Here is a 22,764-nt window from a genome sequence, read left to right as displayed (position 1 = left end):
CCCGCGGCGGATCAGCCCGCAGTGAAAGCGGACGGCGTCCGGCGTGAGCTCCGAGGCGGGTCCGGGTGCGAGTTGGAGGCCGTGCGACGGGCGGGTATTACTGGTGGCATGGACAACAACGAGCACGACGCCGGCGTCGCCCCCTCGACTGAGGAGCCGACCGGGCAGACTCTCCAGGGCGACCCCACGGCGCGCGAGGTACCCGGCTCCGACGCCGCGCCGGAGTCCGACGAGACGGCCACGCCGACCGTCGGAGATGTCCTCGTCGCCATCGAGGAGTTGTGGCCGGAGAGCCTGGCGGAGGGGTGGGACGCCGTCGGCCTCGTGGCCGGGCGGTCCGGCAACCGCGTGGGGAAGATCCTCTTCACCGTCGACCCGACCGCCGCAGTGCTCGACGAGGCGCTCGACTGGGGCGCCACGATGATCATCTCCCACCATCCCCTCCTCCTGAAGCCCGTCTCCTCGGTGGCTGCCGCGGGCTTCAAGGGCGAGGCCATCCACCGGCTCATCGAAGCCGGTTGCGCTCTCGTCACGGTGCACACCAACGGGGACAGCGCCGTCGGGGGCGTCTCCGACGTCCTCGCCGACGCGCTCGGCCTTCAGGACGTGGAGCCGCTCACCCGCGCCGCCGAGGGTCTGCCCGAGGAGGGCATCGGGAGGGTGGGCGACCTCGCCGCGCCGGCGACCCTCGGAGATTTCGCCGCCTCGGTGTTCTCGATCCTCCCCGCGGTCGCCGGTGGCGTCCGGGTGGCAGGGGACAAGGACGCGATGGTCCGGCGCATCGCCGTCTGCGGCGGCGCAGGGGATTCGCTGTTCGACAGCGTCCGGGCCAGCCGCGCCGACGTCTACGTCACGGCGGACCTGCGCCACCATCCGGCGTCCGAGGTGCGGGAGGCGGCCGCAGGCGCCGCACCGTACCTGATCGACGTCTCCCACTTCGGCAGCGAATGGCTGTGGCTCACCCCCGCGGCCGAGGCCCTCGGCAACGTGCTGTCGGACCAGGGCTTCGGCACCGACATCCGTGTCAGCGGCGTGAACACCGATCCGTGGGACTTCGTCCTGACCCCGGGCCGCTGAGCCGCCGCTGAGCCGCCGCAGTCCGTCGTCGTCCGTCGCGCGGTCGAGGCTCGCGGCACGCCGCCCGTCGGTCCGCCCGCGCCGTGCTCGCCCGCACCGTGGCCTAGGCTTGGACGACGCCCCCGCCCGCCCGTCGTGCACCACCCGTCCCCATCCTGGAGGTTTTCCGTGGCCAAGGCTGCTCCCGAGGAACAATTACGCCTGCTCGATCTGCAGGCCCTCGACTCGACCCTCAACAAGCTGACACGACAGGCGGCCGCCGCGCGCAGCAATCCCGAACTGGGGATCGTCGGCGCGCGCGTCGCCGAGGTGGACGGGGAACTGGTCCGTGCCACCACGGAGCTCGGCGACCTCGAGCGGGAACTGACGCGTGCGGAGGACGAGGTGCAGTCGGTGGTGAACCGGCTGGAGCGCGACGACAAGCGGCTCAACAGCGGAACCGGGACGTCGAAGGACCTGACGGCGCTGCAGCACGAGGTGGCCTCCCTGACGAAGCGGCGCTCCGATCTCGAGGACGTGGAACTCGACGTCATGGAGCGCGTGGAGGCCGCGCGGTCCGCCCAGCTCGAGGTACAGGGCAGGACCAACGGCGTGCGCGCCGAGCTGCGCGGCCTGGAGGAGGCGCGCGACGCCGAGGTGGCGGCCATCGAAGAACAGCGCAGTTCCGTCCAGGCCCGGCGGGACGAGCTCGCCGCGACCTTCGACGCGCCGCTCCTGACCATGTACGAGCGGATCCTCGCGCGGCGCGGGGTCGGCGCCGCGCGCCTGTTCCACGGCAAGTCCGAGGGCTCGGGCATGCAGCTCAGCCCCGGCGACCTGGCCGATATCTCCGGAGCCGCCCCGGACGACATCGTGCTGTGTCCCGACTCCGGCTGCATCCTCGTGCGGTCGAGCGAGTGGGGGATCCAGCAGCCGTGACGGATGAGCAGTTGTTCGACCCCTACGAGCAGGACCAGCAGAGCGGGGAGGCGGTGACGGACGCCCCGGCACGGCTCGTCGTCGAGGCCGATGGCGGGTCCCGCGGCAACCCGGGCCACGCCGGCTACGGCGCGCTCGTCAGGGACCCGGACACGGGCCGGATCCTCGTCGAGAAAGCCGCCTACATCGGCAAGGCGTCCAACAATGTCGCGGAGTACTCCGGTCTCGTGTCCGGTCTCGAACTCGCGCGGGAGATCAACCCGACCGCGTCCGTCCACGTGAAGATGGACTCGAAGCTCGTCGTCGAGCAGATGTCCGGTCGGTGGCAGATCAAGCACGCCGACATGCGGATCCTGGCTGCGAAGGCGCGGAAGGTGCTCGATCCGCGGCGCGTGAGCTACGAGTGGATCCCGCGTGAGCGCAACAAGGATGCCGACCGGCTGTCGAACGAGGCCATGGATGCGGGCATGGCCGGAGTCGAGTGGAAGCCCCGCGCCCAGGCAGCTCCCATGGCCGCCATCGAGCCGGATCCCGCGCCCACCGCGCCACGACCTGCGGGCAGGCTGCACCACGTCGAGGTGTGGACCGGTGATCTCGCCGGGTCGCGGGAGAGCCTCGGCTGGCTGCTCGAGCGGTTGGGTTTCCCGCAGCGCGAGTCATGGCGGGACGGCACCAGCTACGGATCCGACGACTTCTATGTCGTGCTCGAGAGCGGTCCCGACCTCGCGGCGGGACACCACGAACGCCGCTGCCCGGGCGTGAACCACCTCGCGTTCCACGCCGGCTCGCGGGCGGACGTCGACCTCCTGGTGCGCCGCGCGGCGAGTCACGGCTGGTCGCTGCTCTTCCCCGACAAGCACCCCTATGCAGGTGGTGCCGGCCATTACGCCGCCTACCTCGAGAACGCCGAGGGTTTCGAGGTGGAGCTCGTCGCCCGCTGAATACTCCTGGGGTCGGGGACCCTGCACGCGGCGCATGCGGTGCGTCAGGATCGTTTTCCGCGTGGCACGGCGGGTGGACGGTGGTCAGTCGATGAGGATGGCGAGCTGGGCCGGCTTCCGTGCCGTCGCCGGAGTGAGCTCCGCCGGCCACCGCTCCTGAGTGGCGCGCAGCAGCGCCTCCGCGGAGGTGGGTGCCGTGCCTCGCCGCGTCAGGAGGTGGCGCGCGAGTTCGCCTCGCGTGTGCTTGGCGAAGTGCGAGACGACGGTTCGCCTCCCGTTGCGGAGCTGGAAGACACTGACGGCGGCCGTCTGCTGCGGAGGCGGGGCCCATGCCGGGGTGTAGGTACTGGAACGGCAGTCGACGATCAGGTCCGTGCCGGCGCGCCCGGTCAGGGGTGCGGCGAGGTGCTGCTTCCAGAAGCTCGCCAGCCGTCCGGTGCCGGGTAGGTCCACGGCCATGGACAGGCGATAGGCCGGGATCCTGTCGCCGAACCCGATGGCTCCCCACAGGCCGGAGACGACGACGCACTGCTCGCGTGCCCGCCGCTTCTGCACCGCGGTCATCGTGGCGTACCCGAGCGCGTCGTAGAGGACCCCGGAGTACACGTCGTGGGCGGGGGCGGCAGCGGCGGCCTCGAGGACCAGGTTCCGTCGCACGTCCTCCGCCAGCGATGCTCCGACGCCGAGCAGCGCGTGGGCGTCGTCGTGACCGCTTGCTGCCTTCAGCGCCGTGAGGACGGTCCTGCGGGCCTTCGTGAGTTCGGGGAACGCGAGATCCTCGAGGACGAGGGGGTCCCCCTTCCGCGCTGCGGCTTTGCCTTCGGAGGGCGGGAGGAGGATCAGCACCGATCAACCGTATCGGATCTCGACGGGCCGGCCGCACGCGCGGACACCCGCCTGCCTGCCGACCGGAGGAGCGGGACCGAACCCCTAGAATGGATGACGGATGGGTCGACCAGGCGGCCGCGTTGAGCCCGCTTGCGCGGGCCACCGAGGAACGTCCGGGCTCCCTAGGGCAGGGTGGTGGGTAACGCCCACTCGGGGTGACCCGCAGGCCAGTGCCACAGAAAAGAGACCGCTCCCCACCACGCTCCGGCGTGAAGGGGAGTAAGGGTGAAAAGGCGGTGTAAGAGACCACCAGCGTGCCGGGTGACCGGTGCGGCTCGGTAAACCCCACCCGGAGCAAGGCCAGACAGTGCGCGTTCGAGGGCTGCCCGCCCGAGTGCACGGGTAGGCCGCTGGAGGGCGTCGGCAACGGCGTCCGTAGATGGATGGTCGCCACTCGCACGGCGGCAACGGTGTGCGATGACAGAACCCGGCGTATCGGTCGACCCATCCCTCGACCGGCCGAATCACGTCAATGATGTCTTTCCGCCGCGGGGTCGGCGCGTCGCCCGTTGTACGCGCCCGCCGAGCGGCCTACTGTGTGAGGACCGCCGCGGGTCTCGTACGCAAGCGCGACGGTATGAACGGGCCGGCTTACTGCTGGGGCTTCGGGGCCGGTCCGTTCGCCTCGGCTCGGCTCACCACGCGACGCCGGCAGAATCCGGACCGCGCATGAAACGGCCCCCCGTACCCGGTCTCAAGAGGTAGGGGGACCGTCCGGCGTCTATAGCCGCCTCGAAGGGGCATCGACCGCGATGCTGCTGGGGGAACGACCGCGGGATGACCCTCCACCTCAATGGTCCGCCTCCGACCCGGTCACGGCAATCGCGAGACGCCGCTCTTCGCCAGGGGAGAAACCGGGAACTTCTACCAGGCGGCACAGTTTGATTGCCGAGGCGAATGATTATCGGTGGAACGTGCTCGCCCGTCAAGGGCGGCTGAAGTCCTCGCTCCGAATGGCGGTGCCTCGACGGGAGGCCTACAGCGGCTCGGTTATGGTGTTCGAATGAGCGCTGGGGGTATGCAGGAGCGACGACTCGTCGCGCGCAACCGCAACTTCCGTGCCCTCCTCGTCTCGAGCACGTCCGGCGTCCTGGGTAACGCGGTGGCCGCCGTGGCCCTCCCGATCATCGCGGCCGTCGAGCTGCAGGCCAGCAACTTCGAGGTCGCAGCGCTGGCGGGCATGACCTTCCTCCCCTGGCTGGTGCTCGGACTCCTCATCGGTGTCTGGGTGGATCGGCTGCCGCGGAAGCCCGTGATGATGGCCGCGCTCGTCGTGCGCGTGCTCGTGCTCGGCCTGCTGCCGATCGGGTACTGGCTCGGTTTCCTGTCCACGCCCCTCCTCTTCGTCGTCGCCTTCGTGGCGGGCATCGCCTCCGTCTTCTTCCAGCTGGCTGATGCAGCCCTGGTCCAGCAGGCGGTGACGCCGGACGAGCTCATGGAGGGCAACGGACTCATCACCGGAACGGGGGCGGCAGCGGATGCAGCCGGTCGCGCGATGGCAGGGTGGCTGACCACGTTCGCCGGCGCCTCCAACACCCTCCTGGTGCAGTTGACGGCATCGATCGTCTCGCTCCTCGCGGTGCAGCGGCTCGACGTCGAGGAGGTGGTGCAGCCACCGGCCAAGCGCCCCATCCTCAGGGAGATGGCGGACGGGCTGCGCTACACGTTCAGCACCGCACCCCTGCGTGCGCTCCTCCTCAACGCCGCGCTGTGGAACCTCGGCGGGAACATCGCGGCGTCCCTCCTCGTGCTCCTGGTCCTCCGCACGCTGGGCGAGTCCGAGGTCTGGCTCGGTCTGCTCCTGGCCGCAGCGTCGGTCGGGGGAGCCGTCGGAGGGGTCACCGCGAACGCCCTGGGGGAGCGCATCGGCTCCGGTCCTCTCTGGCGGTGGTCCATGGTGCCGGGGGTCCTCGGGTACGCATCCCTGCTGGTGCTCTCGCCCGGCTGGGGCATGCTCTGGGGCCTGCTCGGCATGTTCGTCATGGGAGCGAGCGTCTCGTGGAACATCGTGGTGGGATCCAGCTTCCGCCAGCGCGTGTGCCCGCCGGGCATGATGGGCCGGCTGGGCGCCGCGTCCCGGACGGTCAGCTGGGGCATGCTCGCCCTCGCCAGTCTCCTGGCGGGTCTGCTCGCGGAGTCGATCGGGATCAGGGAGGCGATCCTCGTCGGCGTCGTGATCGCCTGCTCGGCTCCGCTCGTCGCCCTGCTGGGTCCGCTGCGGGGTGTCACGCGCCTCGAGGACCTCGTCGAAGCGCCCGCGCCGGTGGGTCAGGAGCACATCCCGAAGCCCTCGTCCTGACGCTCGCCACGTGAGCGACCGGTGCCACCGAGGGGAGCGGCTCAGTCGGTGGCGCGATCAGTGACCGAAGGGGTCCGGATCCACTCCGGGCATCCAGGTCAGCCCCGCGATACCCCATCCGTTCGCCTTCACGGCCTTTCTGGCGCGGCGGGTGTGCTTGGCGTTGAGCCGGTCCACGTACAGTTTCCCGTCCAGGTGGTCGTTCTCGTGCTGCATGCACCGGGCGAACCACCCCGTCGCCTCGAACTCCACGGGACCCCCGTCGCCGTCGAAGCCGGAGACCCGCACCCAGTCGGCGCGTTTGAGCGGGAACGCCTCACCCGGGACGGAGAGGCATCCTTCCGACTCCTCGTCGGGGTCGGGCTCCGAGCCCGGGATCTTCGATGTGACGAGCGTGGGATTGACGATGACTCCCCGTGCGGGCACGTCGTCGTCGTTCTCCATGCCGTAGACGAAGATCCGCAGGCCCACGCCGATCTGCGGCGCCGCGAGACCGACCCCGTTGGCGGTGTCCATCGTCTCGAACATGTCGGCGATCAGGGTGCGCATGGCGTCGTCGAACTCCTCGACGGGCCGGGCGCGCTGATGCAGGACCGGCTCACCGGTGATCGTTATGGGGTGGACGGTCATGGGGACTACCTCTTCCGTGCGGCGCGGTCCGCGATCGTGCGGCCGATGGACTCGCGCATGATCTCGCTGGTACCGCCGAAGATCGTCAGCAGCCTTGCGGCGAGGAAGGCCTGCGCCACGGGGTACTCCAGGATGTAGCCGTACCCGCCGTGCAGCTGCAGGCAGCGGTCCGTGATCGACTTCGCCCGTTCGCCGGCCCACAGCTTCGCCTGCGCGGCAGCAGTGGGGGTCAGGCTGCCGGCGTTGAAGGCGAGGACTGCGCGGTCCACGAACGTCTCCGTCACCTCGACCTCGGTGAGGATGTCGGCGAGGACGTGGCGGGTGTTCTGGAAATCGAGCACGCGCTCACCGAAGGCGCTCCGGTCCGTCACGTAGCGCACGGTCTGCTCGTACGTCGCCCGGGCGAGGGCGGCTGCCGCCACGGCGATGCCCAGCCGGCCCTGGGGGATCTGCTCGAGGCTGTAGCGGAGGCCCTGCCCCACCTCGCCCACGAGGTCCGTGCCGGGGACCCGCACGTTGTCGAAGAACAGCTCGGCCGTGTCGGAGGCGTGGAAGCCCATCTTGTCGAGCTGCCGGCCCGGCGTGTATCCCTCGCCCTTCCGCACCATGAACAGGGAGAACGAGTCGCTGGCGCCCCGACCGGAACCGCCATCGGTCCGCGCGAGGACGAGTGACGCGTCCCCGCTGATCCCGTTGCCGATGAAGACCTTCTGGCCGCTGATGAGCCAGTCGTCGCCGTCGCGCACCGCCTTGGTGCGGATCCCGCGCAGGTCGCTGCCGGCTCCGGGTTCCGTCCATGCACAGGAGGTCACGATCTCCCCCGATACCATCCCGGGGAGCCAGCGTTCCTTGAGGTCGTCGGAGCCGTGCGCCAGCAGGTGGGGGAGGACCAGGTCGTCGTGGAGGTGGAACGCCAGGCCCACCGACAGATGGTTGCTGCGGGCGAATTCCTCGTCGAGGACGGATCGGAAGCGGTAGTCGGGCATGCCGGCACCGCCGAACTCCTCGGGAACCGCCAACCCGAGGAGGCCCTGCTCCCCGGCGGCCGTCCATACCGACCGGTCCATCATGTGCTGCCTGTCCCAGTCCGCGTAGTGCGGAGCGACGGCGCGCTCGTTGAACTCGCGGGCGACGTCGCGGAAGAGCTCGTGATCCTCGTCGAACACTGTGCGTTCCATGGTGGGTCCTTCGGTGCTCTCGGCCGCCGGAACCGCAGGCCTGTGCAGGCTGCGTCCGGAAGGCGTGGGCGTACGGGGTCCGAAAAATGCGGATGCCGCCCCGGATGATCTCCGGGACGGCATTCGTGGTCAGGAGTCATCCTGACGACTGAGGGTGAGTAACGGGGGTTGAACCCGCGACCTCCTGGACCACAACCAGGCGCTCTGCCAACTGAGCTATACCCACCATGTGCTTCGCTGTCCGGCCCGGCGAGAACCTCCGTCCGGGCTGTCTGCGAAAGGCAGCGGATACAAGTTTACACACTTTTCGGAGTGCTCCGGACAGTGCCTGCCGACGCCGGGTCGACGCCGGTTGGCGGGGTCAGGACACGATGCTGCGGGCGATCGCCTTGCTGGTGGCCGAGTCGGGTCCGGGTGCGGGAACGAAGACGGCCGCCCGGTAGTAGCGCAGCTCCCGGATGGAATCCTCGATGTCCCCCAGGGCGCGGTGGCCGCCTGTCTTGGCCGGCGACTGGAAGTACGCGCGGGTGTACCAGCGGCGGGCCAGCTCCTTGATCGTGGACACGTCGATGATCCGGTAGTGCAGATGATCGGTCACGAGGGGCATGTCGCGCAGGAGGAAGTTCCTGTCCGTGCCGACCGAGTTGCCCGCGAGCTGGGCCTTGCGGGGCTCGGGGACGTGGGTCCGGATGTAGTCGAGGACCTGCTGCTGCGCGTCCTCCATGCTGATGCCGCCGTCGAGCTCCTCGAGGAGACCGGAGGTGGTGTGCATGGTGCGCACGAAGTCGCCCATCTGCGCGAGCGCCTCCGGCGCCGGCTTGATCACGACGTCCACACCATCGCCGAGGATGTTGAGCTCGGCGTCCGTGACGAGCACGGCGACCTCGATCAGCGCGTCGTTCATGAGGTCCAGGCCCGTCATCTCGCAGTCGATCCAGACGATGTGTTCATTCGATATCGGCATCCGACCAATGTACCGTCCGCCGCCCACGCGCTTCGCAGAGGCGCGGGTCGGTCCGCGGGAGAGGCAAGGCACGCCCCGTGACGGGCAGCCGGAGTGGCAGCGGACCAGACCGCTTTTGGCCGTCGGGCACAGGACGAGGCCCCCTGTCGCCGCGCCGCCGTGGACGGCGGCTACCGGACCCGGGGCGTCACCCGATGCTAATATTCGAACAGTTCGCTCAGGGCTGCGGGGAGATCTGGGTAACCCTGCTGCTTCCGGTACGGGCACCGATGTGCCCCGCGCCAGGCCGTCGCCGGCCGGCCGCCTGAGGACATGGGCGTTCGACGCCGACTCATGCCTGCCGACGATTGGATCCCCCAGATGCCCGCCCAGCTCCCCGCACTGCAGGTCGAGACGCAGCCGGGTCCCAACCGGCCGAACGTCGCGATCGTGCAGGGGTTCGTCGGGTCGCTGCTGATGTGGATGGGCTCCCTCGGCGTCGGATGGCTGTCCCTCGCGTCGGTGGAACTCCGGCGCAACCCCGTCATCATCTGGCTGCGCTTCGAACCGGTGGGTGCGGTGCTCTCGGTCCTGCTCCTCGCGCTCGGCGGGATGCTGCTGATCCGCGCCTGGCTGCGCCTGGGGCAGCGATTGAACGGGTGGTCCGAGGAGACGCGTCCGTACGTGCTCAAGGCGATCGTCGCCTGGACCGTCCCGCTCGCGGCGTCTCTGCCCCTCTTCAGCCGCGACGTCTTCGCCTACATCGCCCAGGGCCAGGTCATGATCGCCAAGCTGAATCCCTACCGGGACGGCTACTCCCAGATCTCCAACTATCTGCAGATCGGTGCGGACGACCTGTGGGCGCAGAGTCCGACCCCCTACGGTCCGGTGTTCCTGTGGATCGAGGAGGGCATCGTCCGGGTCACGGGCGGCTATCCGGACACGTCGATCATCCTGTTCAGGGTGGTGGCGCTGTTCGGCGTCGCGCTGTGCATCTATTTCGTCCCGAAGCTCGCGGCACTCCACTCCATCAACGCGACCCGCGCCCTGTGGCTCACCGTCGCCAATCCGCTCTTCCTCATCAATTTCGTCGCCGCCATCCACAACGACTCCCTGATGATCGGACTGGCGCTGGCCGGGCTGTACTTGTGCGCGACGAAGCGACCCCTGCTCGGGATCCTCCTCATCACGCTGTCCGTCGGCGTCAAGCCGATCACCCTCATCTTCCTGCCCTTCGTCGGGCTCATGTGGGCAGGCAAGGGTGCCTCCTGGCCGCGGAAGTTCCTCTACTGGTTCATGACGGCCGGACTGTGTCTCGGCATCCTCTGGATCATGGGGCTCATCAACACGTTCGGCTTCGGCTGGGTCGGCGCGCTCAGCACTCCGGGAAGCGTCTGGATCTGGTACGCACCCGTCGGTTTCATCGGGCTGGTGATCGCCACCCTCGGCAACGCCGTCGGCCTCAACGGGTGGGACCTCGCCAACGCCTTCCACACCCTTGCGCGCATCGCCTCGCTCGTGATCATCGCGATACAGGTGTTCCGCGGGGACCACAGCCGGCTCGTCCGGCGACTCGCGTTCGCCTTCGCCGCCATCGTGCTGCTGGCCCCCATGATCCAGTCCTGGTACGTCGTGTGGCTGATTCCTCTGTTCGCCGTGACCGGCATCCGGGACGACTGGCAGGTCAAGTTCCTCTACTTCACGGTGGCGTTCTTCATGGTGTACGCCATCTCGGACCAGCTCGACATCTTCCCCTACTTCGACCTCAGCTTGACGGTGGCGCGGCAGGTGGCGGCGGTCGTCGCTCTCGGGTTCGCGCTGTACCTCGTGTTCCTGGACCGCAGCACCAAGGTGCTCTTCCGACGGCGGTACAGCCCCCTTGCCCCGGGTCAGCTGCACTGATCCGACGTCGGCCGGCGTGTCGAGGCGGGATGGATCCGGGGGTGCGCAAGCGGGGGAGGCGCGGAACGGCGATACTGGACCGATGACCGATACAGGAACGACGGCGTACAGCGGCGAGTACGAGATCAGCGAGTGGGTCGCGGAGCCGTACTCCGAACCCGGAAGCACCGGCGAGCTCTCCCGCGTGCGGGCCGCGAAAGTGTTCGAGGGTGAAATCAGCGGAACGAGCACGGCCGAGCTGCTGATGGCCGGGAACGACGTCGGAGCCGGCTACGTGGCCTCCGAGCAGTTCATCGGCTCGATCGGCGAGCGGACGGGCGCGATGACCGTGCAGCACTGGGGGGTCGCTGAGGGTGCCGACGCTGCGAGCTCCGGCCACATCATCCCGGGATCCGGTACGGACGGGCTGCGGGGCATCTCCGGGAAGGCCGTCTACTCGCAGGACCCTGACGGCCAGCACCGCCTCGAACTGCGCGTGACCTTCGCGGCCGCCGTCGACGACGAATGATGTCGTTGCAGCCCGGTCGCGGCAGGCCCATGACCATGGACCCCGAGCGGCCCGGGGCAGCCATAGTAAACTCGGGGTACTGCCTCCGTAGCTCAGGGGATAGAGCAGGGGCCTTCTAATCCTCTGGTCGCAGGTTCGAATCCTGCCGGGGGCACTTCGGGGCCGGGCGCGCGCGTCCGGCCCTTGCCATGTCCTGGTGGGGACGCCTTCGCTGCCGGCCGGGTCCCTCCGACCGGATGGATCGTGGGCTACGGCCGGTTCCCGGCGTCGAAGCGCTCGTCGTACACCCTTCCCGCCTCGCGCAGCAGCTGATCGCTGATGCGCCCGAGGGGCACCACGTCCGTCAGCAGCGGCTCGCAGTCCGGTCCGCGCCCGATCGGCGTCCCGGTGAGGATCCAGGCGTACCGCTCCTCCTGCTCGGCGAGATGCCGGTACTGGCAGATCTGCCGTGCGAGCCAGTCCTCCAGGGGGCGCGTCCACCAGTCCTCCGGGGTGAGCGGGTTGACCGAGAGCCCGGGCAGCGTCAGGCCGCTCTCCCCGTCCCTGCTCGTGGATGTCCTGTCCGCGGCGAAACCGCACGAGTAGCGGAGATAGACGGGACCCGAGTCCTCGACCACCCTGCCGAGATGCTCGAGGCTGTCGACGACCCTCTCCTCCGTCCTGGCGTCGGAGCCGGCGTGGGCGGCGTCAGGTGCAGGAGGGTGGGTGCTGTCCACGGATGCTGCGGTGTTCATGCCTCCACGGTAGGAAGCCGGTCGCCGGCCGTTCAACACGTCGCTCCGACCCCAGAATGACTTCCACGGCGTGGATCGATGGGCTAGGAAGCATCGGCGACTGTTGACCGCCCCGGTTATCAACATAGCGCTCGCCGCTCCCCGACGGCATGGCAGATCGTCCCACACTGAACCCGGGCCGGGTGCCCGGCACTTCACCTCAACCGAAGGGAACACCATGACCGACATCATCACCGTGCGGGGCTACGTCGCTACCGAGGTCCGTCTGACCCTGGCGCAGAGCGGGCTGCCCATCACGGGCTTCCGGATCTGCTCCACGGAACGACGCTTCGACAGGGAGACGGGCGCCTGGGTGGACGGCCACACGAACTGGTACTACGTCTCGATGTTCCGCCAGCTCGCCACCAACGCCGGCGCGAGTATCAAGAAGGGCGACCGCGTCATCGTCAGCGGTCGCCTCAAGGTCCGTCCCTGGATCAACGCCGACGGCCGCACGGGAATGTCGGTCGAGATCGATGCCGATACGGCAGGCCACGACCTCATGTGGGGTACGGCGAACTTCAGGCGGACCAGCGCCGACCGGAGCGATTCCCCCGCCGGGGTCGAGGACCCGCGGACGGAGGACACCGCGGACCAGGACGGCGCCGGGGCGCTGCCGGACGGCGTCGATCCCGTGACGGGGGAGCTGTTCGACCCGGCGACGGAACCCGATGCGACGGACGGTGCGGGGGATGGTGCGGCGCCCACGGACAGCCGCACAGCGAGCGACGACCTCGTCGACGCGACGTCCGTGCCGTTCTAGGGACCGTCTCCGCTGCGGGAGAGCGGCCGTCGGTCCGGCGCATGGCAGGATGAGGGCGTGAGCCGCCGCCTCCCGATCAGACCGCCGTCCGCGCTGTGGCGCATTCTCACGGTGTCGGCGGCACTCTCCGTAGGTGTCACCTCCTGCACCGCCTCGCCCGATCCGGACGCCGGGCCGATCAGCAGCCCGGCATCGGACGCAGCGGAGGGCACGCCGACGCCCGGCGCTCCGGCGAGTGCGCCGTCCGACGGTTCCACCTCCGACAGTTCCACGTCCGACGGTTCCACATCCGCGGTGCCTTCGCCGGAGGGGACGAGCCCCACGGCGACGGAGGGCGGGGACGCCATGGGTGTCGCGGAAGCCGTCAGGTCCTCCCTGCAGGCACTCGCCGACGGCCAGGACTCGGTGACGCGGGACCAGGTACGCGCGGCGATCGAGCGGGGCTTCGCCGACGAGGGGGCCGTCCCGGAGCGGATCGAGGTGTCGGTCGACCGGACCCCCACAGGTCTCGACGTCGACGCCATCCAGGCGGCCGGTCTCATCGGGGACCGATGCGTCGTGGGGGAGGTGCGCGAGGGCGCCGTCTCGGCGGTCGTGCTGCCGGTCCTCGCCACGGGCCTCTGCTTCGTCGGGGATCAGCGCTGACCTGCTGAGGCCCTCTGCAGGTCATGGTGGACCGGCCATGGCGCGGAGAGGTCCCGTCGAGTGGGAGAACTCGCCCGGCACGCACTAGCCTTAGGACCATGGCGGAATTTATCTACACAATGACCAAGGCCCGCAAGGCCGTTGGCGACAAAGTAATCCTCGACGATGTCAGCATGTCCTTCTTCCCTGGTGCGAAGATCGGCGTCGTGGGCCCGAACGGTGCCGGTAAGTCCACCATCCTGAAGATCATGGCCGGCATGGACACCCCCTCGAACGGTGAAGCCCGCCTGTCACCGGGCTACAGCGTGGGGATCCTCCTGCAGGAGCCTCCGCTCAACGAGGAGAAGACCGTCCTCGGCAACGTCCAGGAGGGCGTGGGCGAGATCTACGGCAAGATCCAGCGCTTCAACGAGATCTCCGACGAGATGGCGAACCCGGACGCGGACTACGACACACTGCTGGACGAGATGGGCAAGCTGCAGGAGGCCATCGACGCCGCGGACGCATGGGACCTCGACTCCCAGCTCGAGCAGGCCATGGACGCTCTTCGCTGCCCGCCGCCGGACGCGGATGTCACCGTCCTCTCCGGTGGTGAACGTCGACGCGTAGCGCTGTGCAAGCTGCTGCTCCAGAAGCCCGATCTTCTCCTGCTCGACGAGCCGACCAACCACCTGGACGCCGAGAGCGTGCTGTGGCTCGAGCAGCACCTGAAGTCCTATGCCGGTGCCGTCCTGGCCGTGACCCACGATCGCTACTTCCTCGACCACGTGGCCGAGTGGATCGCCGAGGTGGACCGCGGCCACCTCTACCCCTACGAAGGCAACTACTCGACCTACCTCGAGAAGAAGCGTGCGCGTCTCGAGGTCCAGGGCAAGAAGGACCAGAAGCTGTCGAAGCGCCTCTCCGAGGAACTCGAGTGGGTCCGCTCGAACGCCAAGGGACGCCAGACGAAGTCGAAGGCGCGTCTCAACCGCTACGAGGAGATGGCCGCGGAGGCCGACCGCACCAGGAAGCTCGATTTCGAGGAGATCCAGATCCCGATGGGCCCACGTCTCGGGAGCCAGGTCATCGAGGCGCACAACCTGAAGAAGGGGTACGACGACCGCGTCCTCATCGACGGGCTGTCCTTCTCCCTCCCGCGCAACGGCATCGTGGGAGTCATCGGCCCCAACGGCGTCGGCAAGACCACGCTGTTCAAGACCATCGTGGGGCTCGAGGAGCTCGACGGCGGAGAGCTGCGCATCGGTGATTCCGTGAAGATCTCCTACGTCGACCAGTCGCGTGGCGGCCTCGATCCGAACAAGTCGCTCTGGGAGGTAGTGTCCGACGGACTCGACTTCATCCAGGTCGGGCAGGTCGAGATGCCGTCGCGGGCCTACGTCTCGGCATTCGGCTTCAAGGGGCCCGACCAGCAGAAGAAGGCGGGCGTCCTCTCCGGTGGTGAGCGCAACCGGCTGAACCTCGCCATGACCCTGAAGCAGGGCGGAAACCTCCTGCTCCTCGACGAACCGACCAACGACCTCGATGTCGAGACGCTCTCGAGCCTCGAGAACGCCCTGCTGGAGTTCCCCGGTTGTGCCGTCGTGGTCTCGCACGATCGCTGGTTCCTCGACCGCGTGGCGACGCACATCCTGTCCTACGAGGGCACGGAGGAGGACCCCGACAACTGGTACTGGTTCGAGGGCAACTTCGACGCGTACGAGCAGAACAAGGTGGAGCGTCTGGGCGCCGATGCGGCGAAGCCGCACCGGGTCACGCACCGCCGCCTGACGCGCGACTGACGGACATCCCCGACTGCGGTCGGGCGTGTACACAGCTCGGACGGCGTCGCGCGTGGACGATCGCTGACGACGAGGGGCCCGGCCGATGACCGGGCCCCTCTTCCGTCCCCGGGCGACGCGCCGGTCCGGACGGCTGACCCACCACGACCTGGCCGGGTGGTCAGTCCCGCGGGATGCGGACCATGCCCTCCTGCGCCACACTGGCCACGAGTTCGCCGCCCCGGTTGTAGATGCGGCCGGCGGCCAGCCCCCGCGCACCGGACGCACTCGGCGAACTCTGCACGTAGAGGAGCCAGTCGTCGACCCTCACCGGTCGGTGCCACCACATGGCATGGTCGAGGCTCGCCACGCTCATGCCGGGCTGGATCCAGCTGAGCCCGTGCGGCCGCAGGATCGATTCGAGCAGGGTGTAGTCGCTCGCGTAGGCGAGGGCGGCGCGGTGCAGGTCGGGATCGTCCGGCATCGGTCCGAGGCTGCGCATCCAGACAGCGTTCCGCGGCTCCTTCGAGCCCTCATTGGTGAGATAGAGGGGCGCGTCGATATGCCGGATGTCGAAGGGGCGCTCGTAGGCCCAAGCCCGCGCGACCGGATGGTCGAACCCGCCGAGGAGGTCCGCCGTTGTGGGCAGGTCCTCCGGATCGGGTACGCCGGCCGGCATGGGATCCTGGTGCACCACGCCGTCGTCGGGCTCCTGGAAGGACGCGATCATGGACAGGATGGGGACGCCGTTCTGGTAGGCGTGGGTGCGACGGGCGGAGAAGGAGCGTCCGTCCCTCAGGCGCTGGACCCCGAAGGTGATGGGCTTGTCGGCGTCCCCGGCACGCAGGAAGTACCCGTGCATCGAGTGGACGTCGCGCGTCGGTTCGACGGTGCGCATGGCGGCGACCAGGGACTGCGCGAGGACCTGGCCGCCGAACACCCTGCGGCTGGGCTGCCGTGCCGAGGTGCCGACGAAGATCTCCTCGTCCGTCTGGGCACCCTCGGCCGGGCTCAGGTCGAGCAGATCGAGGAGAGCCGCCGTGGGATCCGTCACGGAGTCCGACGACCCCGCTGGGTTGTCCTCTCCGGGCGACTCCGACGCGCCGGACGGTCCTGCCGCTCGCGGTGCGGTCGCGCGAGGCCGGTGTTCTGCCATGGTTCGGGGTCTCCTCGGGGACGGGTGCTGTGGGAGCGAAGGCTCCCTGACGTCTTCTGACAGTAGACGCCGACCCTGCAGCGCTCAACACGGCTGCTTGCCCTCCGGCCGTCGCCGTGGCCGACGCCCGCGGATTGGATTCGGTGTGGCTGCCTTTGCGAGGATGAGGTCATGTCCACGGTCCACACCCTTCCCCTCCACCTGCGCTTCGGCGACGAGGACTCCTACGGCCACGTCAACAACGTGCGCTACTTCCAGTTCCTCGAGGACGCCCGCGTGCAGCTCATGAGCCGTCCGGCCGGCGGGCTCTCCTTCATGGACACCATCGACCCGGACCACTACACACTCGTGGGCCGGCAGGAGATCGAATACCTCGCGCCCCTCAACTTCAGCACGGTCCCGGCGGCCGTGGATCTCTGGACCACAGCGGTCGGGGTGTCCAGCTTCGACCTCGGCTACGCGGTGCGGGACCGCATCGAGTCGGCGGGGAGTGTCACCAGTGCCATCGCAGCAACCACCATGGTTCTCGTGAGTCGCAGCACGGGCCGGTCGGTCCGCCTGTCCGGGACCCAGAAGGACATCCTCGGATCGTGGCAGGGCGAGCCCGTCCCCTTCCGCCGTGCGCGGACCAGGTAGCGACGTCGTGTCCGATCCCGTGCTCCGATTCGCCGACATCCCGACGGTTGCCGATTTCCGCACATTCACCGCACGGGCCAGGGCGAACGACGACGGCGGCATGCGCCTGGTCGTCTCGGGTCCTGTCCTCGCCGCGTACGTCCGCACCCTCGGCCCGACCGTCCTCGGCGAGGCGTTACCCACGGTCCTCGGCCTGAGGACCATGGCGCTCGATGCCGCCGAGCCTCCGGTCGGTCCGGTGGACACGACCGTCGCGCTCGGGTCGGTGCTCGACCGCCTCGCCCGGATGCAGGACGGCGACCTGGCGTTCACCCTTCCCACGGTGACGGTCACGGAGGCCTGGGCGGGCGTCCTGCCTCCGCGATCGGGCTGGACGCTCGTCGGCTCGGTCCCCAACAGCTTCCTGGAGCAGGCTGCACGTGACGGTATCGGCGAGGTGGCCAGAAGCCTTCCCGACCGGGCAGGGGCACCCGTCGTGAGCAGCGTCCGCGCCGCGGTGTGGGGCCGGGAGCTCGACGGTGTACCGGGATCGGTCGCCGCGGGAGCGGCGTTCGGTGCGTTCAGCCTCGGCTTCCTCGATCCTGCGGGCGACGCGACGGTACACACGAACGGTCGTTGGTCCCGCGTGAGCACGACCCGCGGCCACATCCTGGTCCGGGCCGCAGCGCTCTTCTGACCGGGCGTCGGGAGCGGGAGCCAGGCTGCAGGGGCGCGCGCCTGCGTAGGCGCCGCTCACAAGGGGGCACCTCCGGCACAACATGCACCCGTGGCAAGCGGCGGCCCGCGTCATAACCGGCCCAGGCGCTGTCACGCAGTGTCAGGCGACGCGACGTAGTGCCGGACCGGGTCCTTCGGGGGCCGCCGCCGGGCGCGACGACGAAAGGCGCTTCTCGGCCGCTGTGTGTGGGGAGGGGGGGTACTGTCAGTCGGCTGCGTTGACCATCGAGTGGGCGGCCCGGTCGAGGTAGTCCCACAGGGTGGCCTCGTGCAGCGGAGCGAGGTCGAGCGAGTCGACCGCCGACCGCATGTGCTGGAGCCAGTGGTCCCGTGCCTCGGGCCCGACGCGGAACGGCATGTGCCGCATGCGCAGCCGCGGGTGGCCGCGTTGCTCGCCGTAGGTTTTCGGACCGCCCCAGTACTGCTCGAGGAACAACAGGAGCCGCTCCTTGGCGGGTCCGAGGTCCTGCTCCGGGTACATCGGACGGAGGACCTCGTCCTCGGCCACGCCGTCGTAGAACGCGTCGACGAGGCGCACGAACGTCGGATGGCCACCGATGGCGTCGTAGAAGTTCTCCGTGTACTCGGGCTGGCTGAAGGTCTGCCCGGCTGCGACCAGCCGCTCGACCGGGAGGGCGGCCCGACCGCCGGCCGACGGAGAGAGAGGCACGGACGTCGGGGATCCCTGCGGGCGCCCGTCCGACTGGCGTCCTTCCGGCTCCGGTAGGCCTGGTCGGCGCGGCTCCTGCCCGTTCGGCTCCGGCGGAGGCGACGCGGGGTCCGGACCGGCCGGCTCCGCACCTGCCGGCGGCTCGGCGACGCCGTCGGGCGTCGGGCCGCTCATGCCCGACCCTCCGGTGAGGAGGCCGCCGGAGGGGCGGCGAGGGTTGCGGGTGAGGAAGCCGCAGGAGCGGCAGCAACGGCGGCCGGCGAGGACGCAGGGGCGGTACCGGGGGAAGCCGTGGCGGGAGCAGGGGCAGGCGCCGCGTCGGCGGCAGGGGAGACCGGGGGATCGGCGGGAGGTGCCACGTAGTCGCCCTGCGAGCGGTTGCCCACTTTGGTGATGTCGCCGTTGCGGACGTACCAGATGGCCCCGTCCTCGTCGATCATGCGGGTGATGCGCAGACCGAGCGACTGGACGACACCGACGGTGTCGCCCACCTCGATCGTGTCACCGATCCCGTATTGGTCCTCGATGGTGATGAAGAACCCCAGGAAGGCGTCGCGGATGACTTCGCGGGCGCCGAAGCCGATCGCGATCCCCACGATCCCCACGCTCGCGAGGATCGGGCCGATGTTGAAGCCCAGCGTGTCGATGGCCATGAGGATCGCCACGATCGCGATGGTGCCGGCGGTGACGCTGGAGAGGAGGCCGCCGATCGTCTCGGCCCGCTGCACGCGGCGCGCACTGTCGAAGGGTCTGAGGGCCGGCTGGGCCCATTTGAAGTGCGGCTTCTTGAAGACGCTGTACCCGTTCTGCACCCGGGTGACGGCCCGGGTGATCAGGTAGCGGACCACGAGCCAGAGCAGCAGCGCGCCGATCAGGACGATCAGGGCGCCGAGGATCTGGCCGCCGTAGCCGAGGGAGGGGAGGAAGGTCATGGAATCGCTTTCGAGCAGGCGGCGCGTGGTCCGCCCGGAGGGGTAGGCGCGGGGTGCCTTAACAGGCTACAGCCGCGCCACGGCCCATCCGCGACGGCGGCCCGGTCGGCGGTCGCCCGCTCCTACACCGCACCAGCCGGTCCTGAGGAGGTCGGTTCGTGATGGACGGGGAACGAGACCGACCGCGCGATGAAGCACAGGCGGTTCGCCTCGGCGTGCAGGGAGTCCGCCAGTGGGGTGTGGTCGGCATCGGCGAGTTCCACATGCGGTCGGAGGATGATCGCGGTGAATTCCCCGCTGCCGTCGCGGTTGAGCCGCATGGTTCCTTCGGGAGTGTCCGAGTAGGCGGTGACCACCACTCCTGCCTTCACCGCCACATGGAGGTAGGAGAGCATGTGGCACTGCGCGACGGCGGTCAGCAGGAGCTGCTCCGGGTTCCAGCGGTCCCGGGACCCGTGGAAGGTGGGATCGGCCGTGCCGAGCAGCAGGCCCGGTCCGTCCACCTCCACCTGGTGGTCCCGGCTGTAGGAGCGGTAGCCGGAGGTACCCGGACCGAGGTTGCCCGTCCAGCGGAGGCGGGCGGAATAGCGGTGTTCCTGCAGGTTCATGGTCCGACCCTAGTCCGCCGTCCTCGCGCCCGCCCACCTGCGCCCCTGCCCGCGGTACGGGGGACGCCTGCCCTGCGTCACCGGGCCTCACACGTGAACGGGGAGGACCGGTCCGGTCCTCCCCGTTCACGGGATACACGGCCACGAGGGAACGCGACCCGCGTCGTGACTACCTGTCGGCCGCCTGAGCATTCAGCGCCCGGACCACGCCGTCACGGCTCTCGAGCACGAGTCGCCGCAGCGAGGGTGATGCGTCGCCGAGCTCGGCGAGGAAGGCGTCGGTCCGGTCGAGGGTGTCCTGGGTGGTCAGCAGCGACGGATAGAGCCCGACGACGATCTGCTGGGCGATCTCGTGCGTGCGGGTTGCCCACACGTCCTGGATCGAGGCGAAGTACCGGTCGGCGAACGGCTCGAGCAGCGAGCGGTCGTGCACCCGGGTGAAGCCGGAGATCATCGAGCGCTGCGTGGCGTTCGGCAGGTCGGTCGACTCCACGAGGGCCGACCACGCGGCGTCCTTCGCGGCTGCGGTAGGGAGAGCCGCCGTGGCCGCTGCAGCGGCCAGCTCGCCCGTCGCCGTCGAATCACGTCCGAGTTCGGCCTCGATCTCCGCGGTCCCGTAGCGGCCGCCGACCACGAGGCTCGTCACCAGTTCCCAGCGGAGGTCCTGGTCGACGGTGATGCCCTCGGGCACGGTGTCTCCCGTCAGCATCGCCTCGACGGTGTCGAGGTGCGCCGACGTTCGGGCGTGGGAGGAGAACGCGCGGGTGAACTGCAGCTGGGCATCGGACCCCGGATCGGCGGCCAGGGCGAGCTCGAGGAGGCTGTCCGCCGCGGCATCGCCCATCGCCTCCCTGTCCTCAGGCGTGACGTAGAAGGTCAGGGTCGAGGCGAGCTGGCGCAGCAGGACGAGCACCACCGACGAGTCCGATTCCGCACCGATGTTCTGCAGCACGAGCTCCACGTAGTCGCGGGCGGGGGTCTCGCCGTCACGGGCGGCATCCCAGGCGGAGGCCAGCACCAGGGTCCGGGGGAGCGAGTCCCTGAAGTCCTTGACGTGGCGGACCGAGGTGCGCAGCGATGCCGGGTCGAGGCGGATCTTGGCGTAGGCCAGGTCGTCGTCGTTCAGCAGGACAAGCGCCGGCTGCCGCTGTCCGACGAGCTCGGGTACCTCCGTGCGCTCGCCGTCGACGTCGAGCTCCACCCGGTGCACCCGCACGAGCGCACCGTCGTCATCGTGATCGTAGAGGCCGACGGCGAGGCGGTGCGGTCGGATGGTGGGGAAGGCCTCGATGGCACTCTGCACGACGGCGAACGAGCTGAAGGCGCCGTTCCCGTCCGTCTCGAACTCGGGACGCAGGGTGTTGACGCCCGCAGTCTCGAGCCAGAGGGCGGACCACTCCTTCAGGTCCCGGCCGCTGGCGGCCTCGAGCTCGGAGAGGAGATCCGCCAGTTCCGTGTTCCTCCAGGAGTGCTTCGCGAAGTACTGGCGGACACCCTGCATGAACTCCTCCTGGCCCACCCAGGCGACGAGCTGCTTGAGCACCGAGGCGCCCTTCGCGTAGGTGATGCCGTCGAAGTTGACCTGCACGTCCTCGAGGTCGTTGATCTGCGCCACGATCGGGTGGGTGCTCGGCAACTGGTCCTGCCGGTACGCCCAGCCCTTCTCGAGGATGGCGAAGGTGGTCCACGACTGCGTGAACTCGGTGGCCTCCGCGGCGGCCAGCGTGGACATGAACTCGGCGAAGGATTCATTGAGCCAGAGGTCGTTCCACCATCGCATCGTGACCAGATCACCGAACCACATGTGGGCCAGTTCGTGGAGGATCGTGATGGCGCGGCGCTCGACGGTGGCGTCGGGCACACGGGAGCGGAACACATAGGTCTCGACGAAGGTGACGGCTCCGGCATTCTCCATGGCGCCCGCGTTGAACTCGGGGACGAACAGCTGGTCATACTTCTCGAACGGATAGGGAGCGCCGAACTGCTCCTCGTAGAACGCGAAGCCCTGCCGTGTCAGCGCGAAGATGTTCTCCGCGTCCATGTACTGCATGAGGGACTTGCGGGCGAAGACGCCGAGCGGGATGGTGCGGCCGTCGGAACTCGTCAGCTCGCTGCGCACGGACTGGTAGGGGCCGGCGATCAGGGCCGTCACGTACGAGGACATGACCGGGGTCGGTTCGAAATACCAGGTGGACGCCGCCCCGCCGTCGGCGGCGGACACCGCCTGGACAGGCTCCGGGGTGGTGGAGTTCGAGATGACGTCCCAGTGCGACGGCGCCGTGACCGAGAAACGGAAGGTGGACTTGAGGTCCGGCTGCTCGAAGACGGCGAAGACCCGGCGGGAATCGGGGACCTCGAACTGCGTGTAGAGGTACACCTCCCCGTCCACCGGGTCGGTGAAGCGGTGGAGTCCCTCGCCCGTGTTCATGTAGGGCATGTCGGCCTCGACGACAAGCCGGTTGCTCGCGGACAGCGACGGCAACTGGATGCGGACGCCGTCGGCCACCTCGGCGGGGTCGAGGCTCACACCGTTGAGCTCGACGCGGTGGACGGTCTCCGTCACGGCGTCGATGAACGTCGATGCGTCCTGCTGCGCGTCGAAGGCGACCACGGTCGTCGACCGGAAGAGGCGATCGCCGCGGGTCAGGTCGAGGGTGACCTCGTAGGAGTGGACGGTGAGCAGATCGGCGCGCGTGCGTGCTTCATCGCGCGTCAGGTTCAGACCGGGCAAGGATCGCCTCCAGGGTGGGGTACGGGTACGGCGCGTGTGATGCGGGTTACGCTGCGCTCCGATTCTCTCACTCCGGCGGTGAGGTCGCG

The 22,764-nt window shown here is 69.3% G+C and carries 21 protein-coding genes, 2 tRNA genes and 1 other RNA gene; 13 read left to right on the top strand and 11 right to left on the bottom strand.

Going from position 1 to position 22,764, the window contains the following annotated elements:
- The first annotated feature begins 108 nt into the window (after positions 1-108).
- From FNH21_RS00680 to FNH21_RS00670, 3 genes are all read left to right on the top strand, one after another.
- On the top strand, positions 109-1,077 hold the full coding sequence (locus tag FNH21_RS00680; RefSeq protein WP_152811576.1) for a Nif3-like dinuclear metal center hexameric protein: 969 nt from the start codon (positions 109-111) through the stop codon (positions 1,075-1,077).
- A gap of 168 nt (positions 1,078-1,245) precedes the next feature.
- Positions 1,246-1,995, top strand: a complete 750-nt coding sequence (locus FNH21_RS00675; protein ID WP_191931468.1) for a CT398-like coiled coil hairpin domain-containing protein — start codon at positions 1,246-1,248, stop codon at positions 1,993-1,995.
- A gap of 53 nt (positions 1,996-2,048) precedes the next feature.
- Positions 2,049-2,936 carry a reverse transcriptase-like protein gene (locus FNH21_RS00670; protein WP_191931723.1) on the top strand — a complete coding sequence of 296 codons (888 nt, stop codon included), beginning with the start codon at positions 2,049-2,051 and terminating at the stop codon, positions 2,934-2,936.
- 84 nt (positions 2,937-3,020) lie between these two features.
- Here the strand turns inward: FNH21_RS00670 and FNH21_RS00665 are convergent, their stop codons facing one another.
- Entirely contained in the window at positions 3,021-3,782 is a 762-nt protein-coding gene (locus FNH21_RS00665; RefSeq protein ID WP_191931467.1) for a peroxide stress protein YaaA, read from the bottom strand.
- Between the two features lie 101 nt (positions 3,783-3,883).
- Here FNH21_RS00665 and rnpB point away from each other — a divergent pair.
- Together rnpB and FNH21_RS00655 are read left to right on the top strand one after the other, a co-directional pair.
- Positions 3,884-4,275: RNase P RNA component class A (gene rnpB / locus FNH21_RS00660), an RNA gene on the top strand.
- A gap of 552 nt (positions 4,276-4,827) precedes the next feature.
- Positions 4,828-6,123 carry an MFS transporter gene (locus FNH21_RS00655; protein WP_152811574.1) on the top strand — a complete coding sequence of 432 codons (1,296 nt, stop codon included), beginning with the start codon at positions 4,828-4,830 and terminating at the stop codon, positions 6,121-6,123.
- A gap of 57 nt (positions 6,124-6,180) precedes the next feature.
- Here the strand turns inward: FNH21_RS00655 and def are convergent, their stop codons facing one another.
- From def to orn, 4 genes are all read right to left on the bottom strand, one after another.
- A complete protein-coding gene (gene def / locus FNH21_RS00650) occupies positions 6,181-6,753 on the bottom strand; it encodes a peptide deformylase (protein WP_152811572.1) in 573 nt (190 codons plus the stop codon).
- A 5-nt stretch (positions 6,754-6,758) separates the two neighbouring features.
- Positions 6,759-7,931 carry an acyl-CoA dehydrogenase family protein gene (locus tag FNH21_RS00645; protein WP_152811570.1) on the bottom strand — a complete coding sequence of 391 codons (1,173 nt, stop codon included), beginning with the start codon at positions 7,929-7,931 and terminating at the stop codon, positions 6,759-6,761.
- Positions 7,932-8,084: 153 nt separating this feature from the next.
- A tRNA-His gene (locus FNH21_RS00640) sits at positions 8,085-8,157 on the bottom strand.
- Positions 8,158-8,292: 135 nt separating this feature from the next.
- Positions 8,293-8,895, bottom strand: coding sequence for an oligoribonuclease (orn, locus tag FNH21_RS00635; RefSeq protein WP_152811568.1), 603 nt, complete (start codon positions 8,893-8,895; stop codon positions 8,293-8,295).
- Positions 8,896-9,255: 360 nt separating this feature from the next.
- Between orn and mptB the strand changes: the two genes are divergently transcribed.
- The 3 genes from mptB (at position 9,256) to FNH21_RS00620 (ending at position 11,438) form a co-directional block, all read left to right on the top strand.
- A complete protein-coding gene (gene mptB, locus FNH21_RS00630) occupies positions 9,256-10,776 on the top strand; it encodes a polyprenol phosphomannose-dependent alpha 1,6 mannosyltransferase MptB (protein ID WP_191931722.1) in 1,521 nt (506 codons plus the stop codon).
- Positions 10,777-10,858: 82 nt separating this feature from the next.
- On the top strand, positions 10,859-11,284 hold the full coding sequence (locus FNH21_RS00625; protein WP_152811566.1) for a DUF3224 domain-containing protein: 426 nt from the start codon (positions 10,859-10,861) through the stop codon (positions 11,282-11,284).
- 81 nt (positions 11,285-11,365) lie between these two features.
- Positions 11,366-11,438, top strand: a tRNA-Arg gene (locus tag FNH21_RS00620).
- A 94-nt stretch (positions 11,439-11,532) separates the two neighbouring features.
- Here the strand turns inward: FNH21_RS00620 and FNH21_RS00615 are convergent.
- A complete protein-coding gene (locus FNH21_RS00615; protein WP_194718413.1) occupies positions 11,533-12,018 on the bottom strand; it encodes a DUF6098 family protein in 486 nt (161 codons plus the stop codon).
- Between the two features lie 217 nt (positions 12,019-12,235).
- Here FNH21_RS00615 and ssb point away from each other — a divergent pair, with 217 nt between their 5' ends.
- From ssb to ettA, 3 genes are all read left to right on the top strand, one after another.
- The gene (gene ssb / locus FNH21_RS00610; RefSeq protein ID WP_152811564.1) at positions 12,236-12,820 is read left to right on the top strand and encodes a single-stranded DNA-binding protein; all 585 of its coding nucleotides are present in this window, start codon (positions 12,236-12,238) and stop codon (positions 12,818-12,820) included.
- Between the two features lie 57 nt (positions 12,821-12,877).
- Entirely contained in the window at positions 12,878-13,465 is a 588-nt protein-coding gene (locus FNH21_RS16960; RefSeq protein ID WP_338403098.1) for a DUF6993 domain-containing protein, read from the top strand.
- Positions 13,466-13,563: 98 nt separating this feature from the next.
- Positions 13,564-15,246, top strand: coding sequence for an energy-dependent translational throttle protein EttA (ettA, locus tag FNH21_RS00600; RefSeq protein WP_152811562.1), 1,683 nt, complete (start codon positions 13,564-13,566; stop codon positions 15,244-15,246).
- 160 nt (positions 15,247-15,406) lie between these two features.
- Here ettA and FNH21_RS00595 read toward each other — a convergent pair whose 3' ends face one another.
- Entirely contained in the window at positions 15,407-16,381 is a 975-nt protein-coding gene (locus tag FNH21_RS00595; protein WP_152811560.1) for an acyl-CoA thioesterase, read from the bottom strand.
- Positions 16,382-16,552: 171 nt separating this feature from the next.
- Between FNH21_RS00595 and FNH21_RS00590 the strand changes: the two genes are divergently transcribed.
- Both FNH21_RS00590 and FNH21_RS00585 read left to right on the top strand, forming a co-directional pair.
- The gene (locus FNH21_RS00590) at positions 16,553-17,017 is read left to right on the top strand and encodes an acyl-CoA thioesterase (protein ID WP_152811558.1); all 465 of its coding nucleotides are present in this window, start codon (positions 16,553-16,555) and stop codon (positions 17,015-17,017) included.
- A complete protein-coding gene (locus FNH21_RS00585) occupies positions 17,001-17,693 on the top strand; it encodes a DUF8185 domain-containing protein (RefSeq protein ID WP_338403097.1) in 693 nt (230 codons plus the stop codon). Before FNH21_RS00590 ends, FNH21_RS00585 begins: the two co-directional genes overlap by 17 nt.
- Before the next feature lie 246 nt (positions 17,694-17,939).
- Here the strand turns inward: FNH21_RS00585 and FNH21_RS00580 are convergent, their stop codons facing one another.
- From FNH21_RS00580 to pepN, 4 genes are all read right to left on the bottom strand, one after another.
- Positions 17,940-18,353, bottom strand: coding sequence for a globin (locus FNH21_RS00580; RefSeq protein WP_152813726.1), 414 nt, complete (start codon positions 18,351-18,353; stop codon positions 17,940-17,942).
- A gap of 221 nt (positions 18,354-18,574) precedes the next feature.
- Positions 18,575-19,336 carry a mechanosensitive ion channel family protein gene (locus FNH21_RS00575; protein ID WP_191931466.1) on the bottom strand — a complete coding sequence of 254 codons (762 nt, stop codon included), beginning with the start codon at positions 19,334-19,336 and terminating at the stop codon, positions 18,575-18,577.
- Between the two features lie 122 nt (positions 19,337-19,458).
- A complete protein-coding gene (locus FNH21_RS00570; RefSeq protein WP_152811556.1) occupies positions 19,459-19,944 on the bottom strand; it encodes an OsmC family protein in 486 nt (161 codons plus the stop codon).
- Positions 19,945-20,113: 169 nt separating this feature from the next.
- Positions 20,114-22,666, bottom strand: coding sequence for an aminopeptidase N (pepN, locus tag FNH21_RS00565; RefSeq protein ID WP_152813724.1), 2,553 nt, complete (start codon positions 22,664-22,666; stop codon positions 20,114-20,116).
- Positions 22,667-22,764 lie beyond the last annotated feature (98 nt).

Origin of the sequence: Arthrobacter bussei (assembly GCF_009377195.2) — a bacterium.
GTDB classification, from domain to species: Bacteria; Actinomycetota; Actinomycetes; order Actinomycetales; family Micrococcaceae; genus Arthrobacter_D; species Arthrobacter_D bussei.
This window is presented reverse-complemented; position numbering and strand designations above follow the sequence as displayed.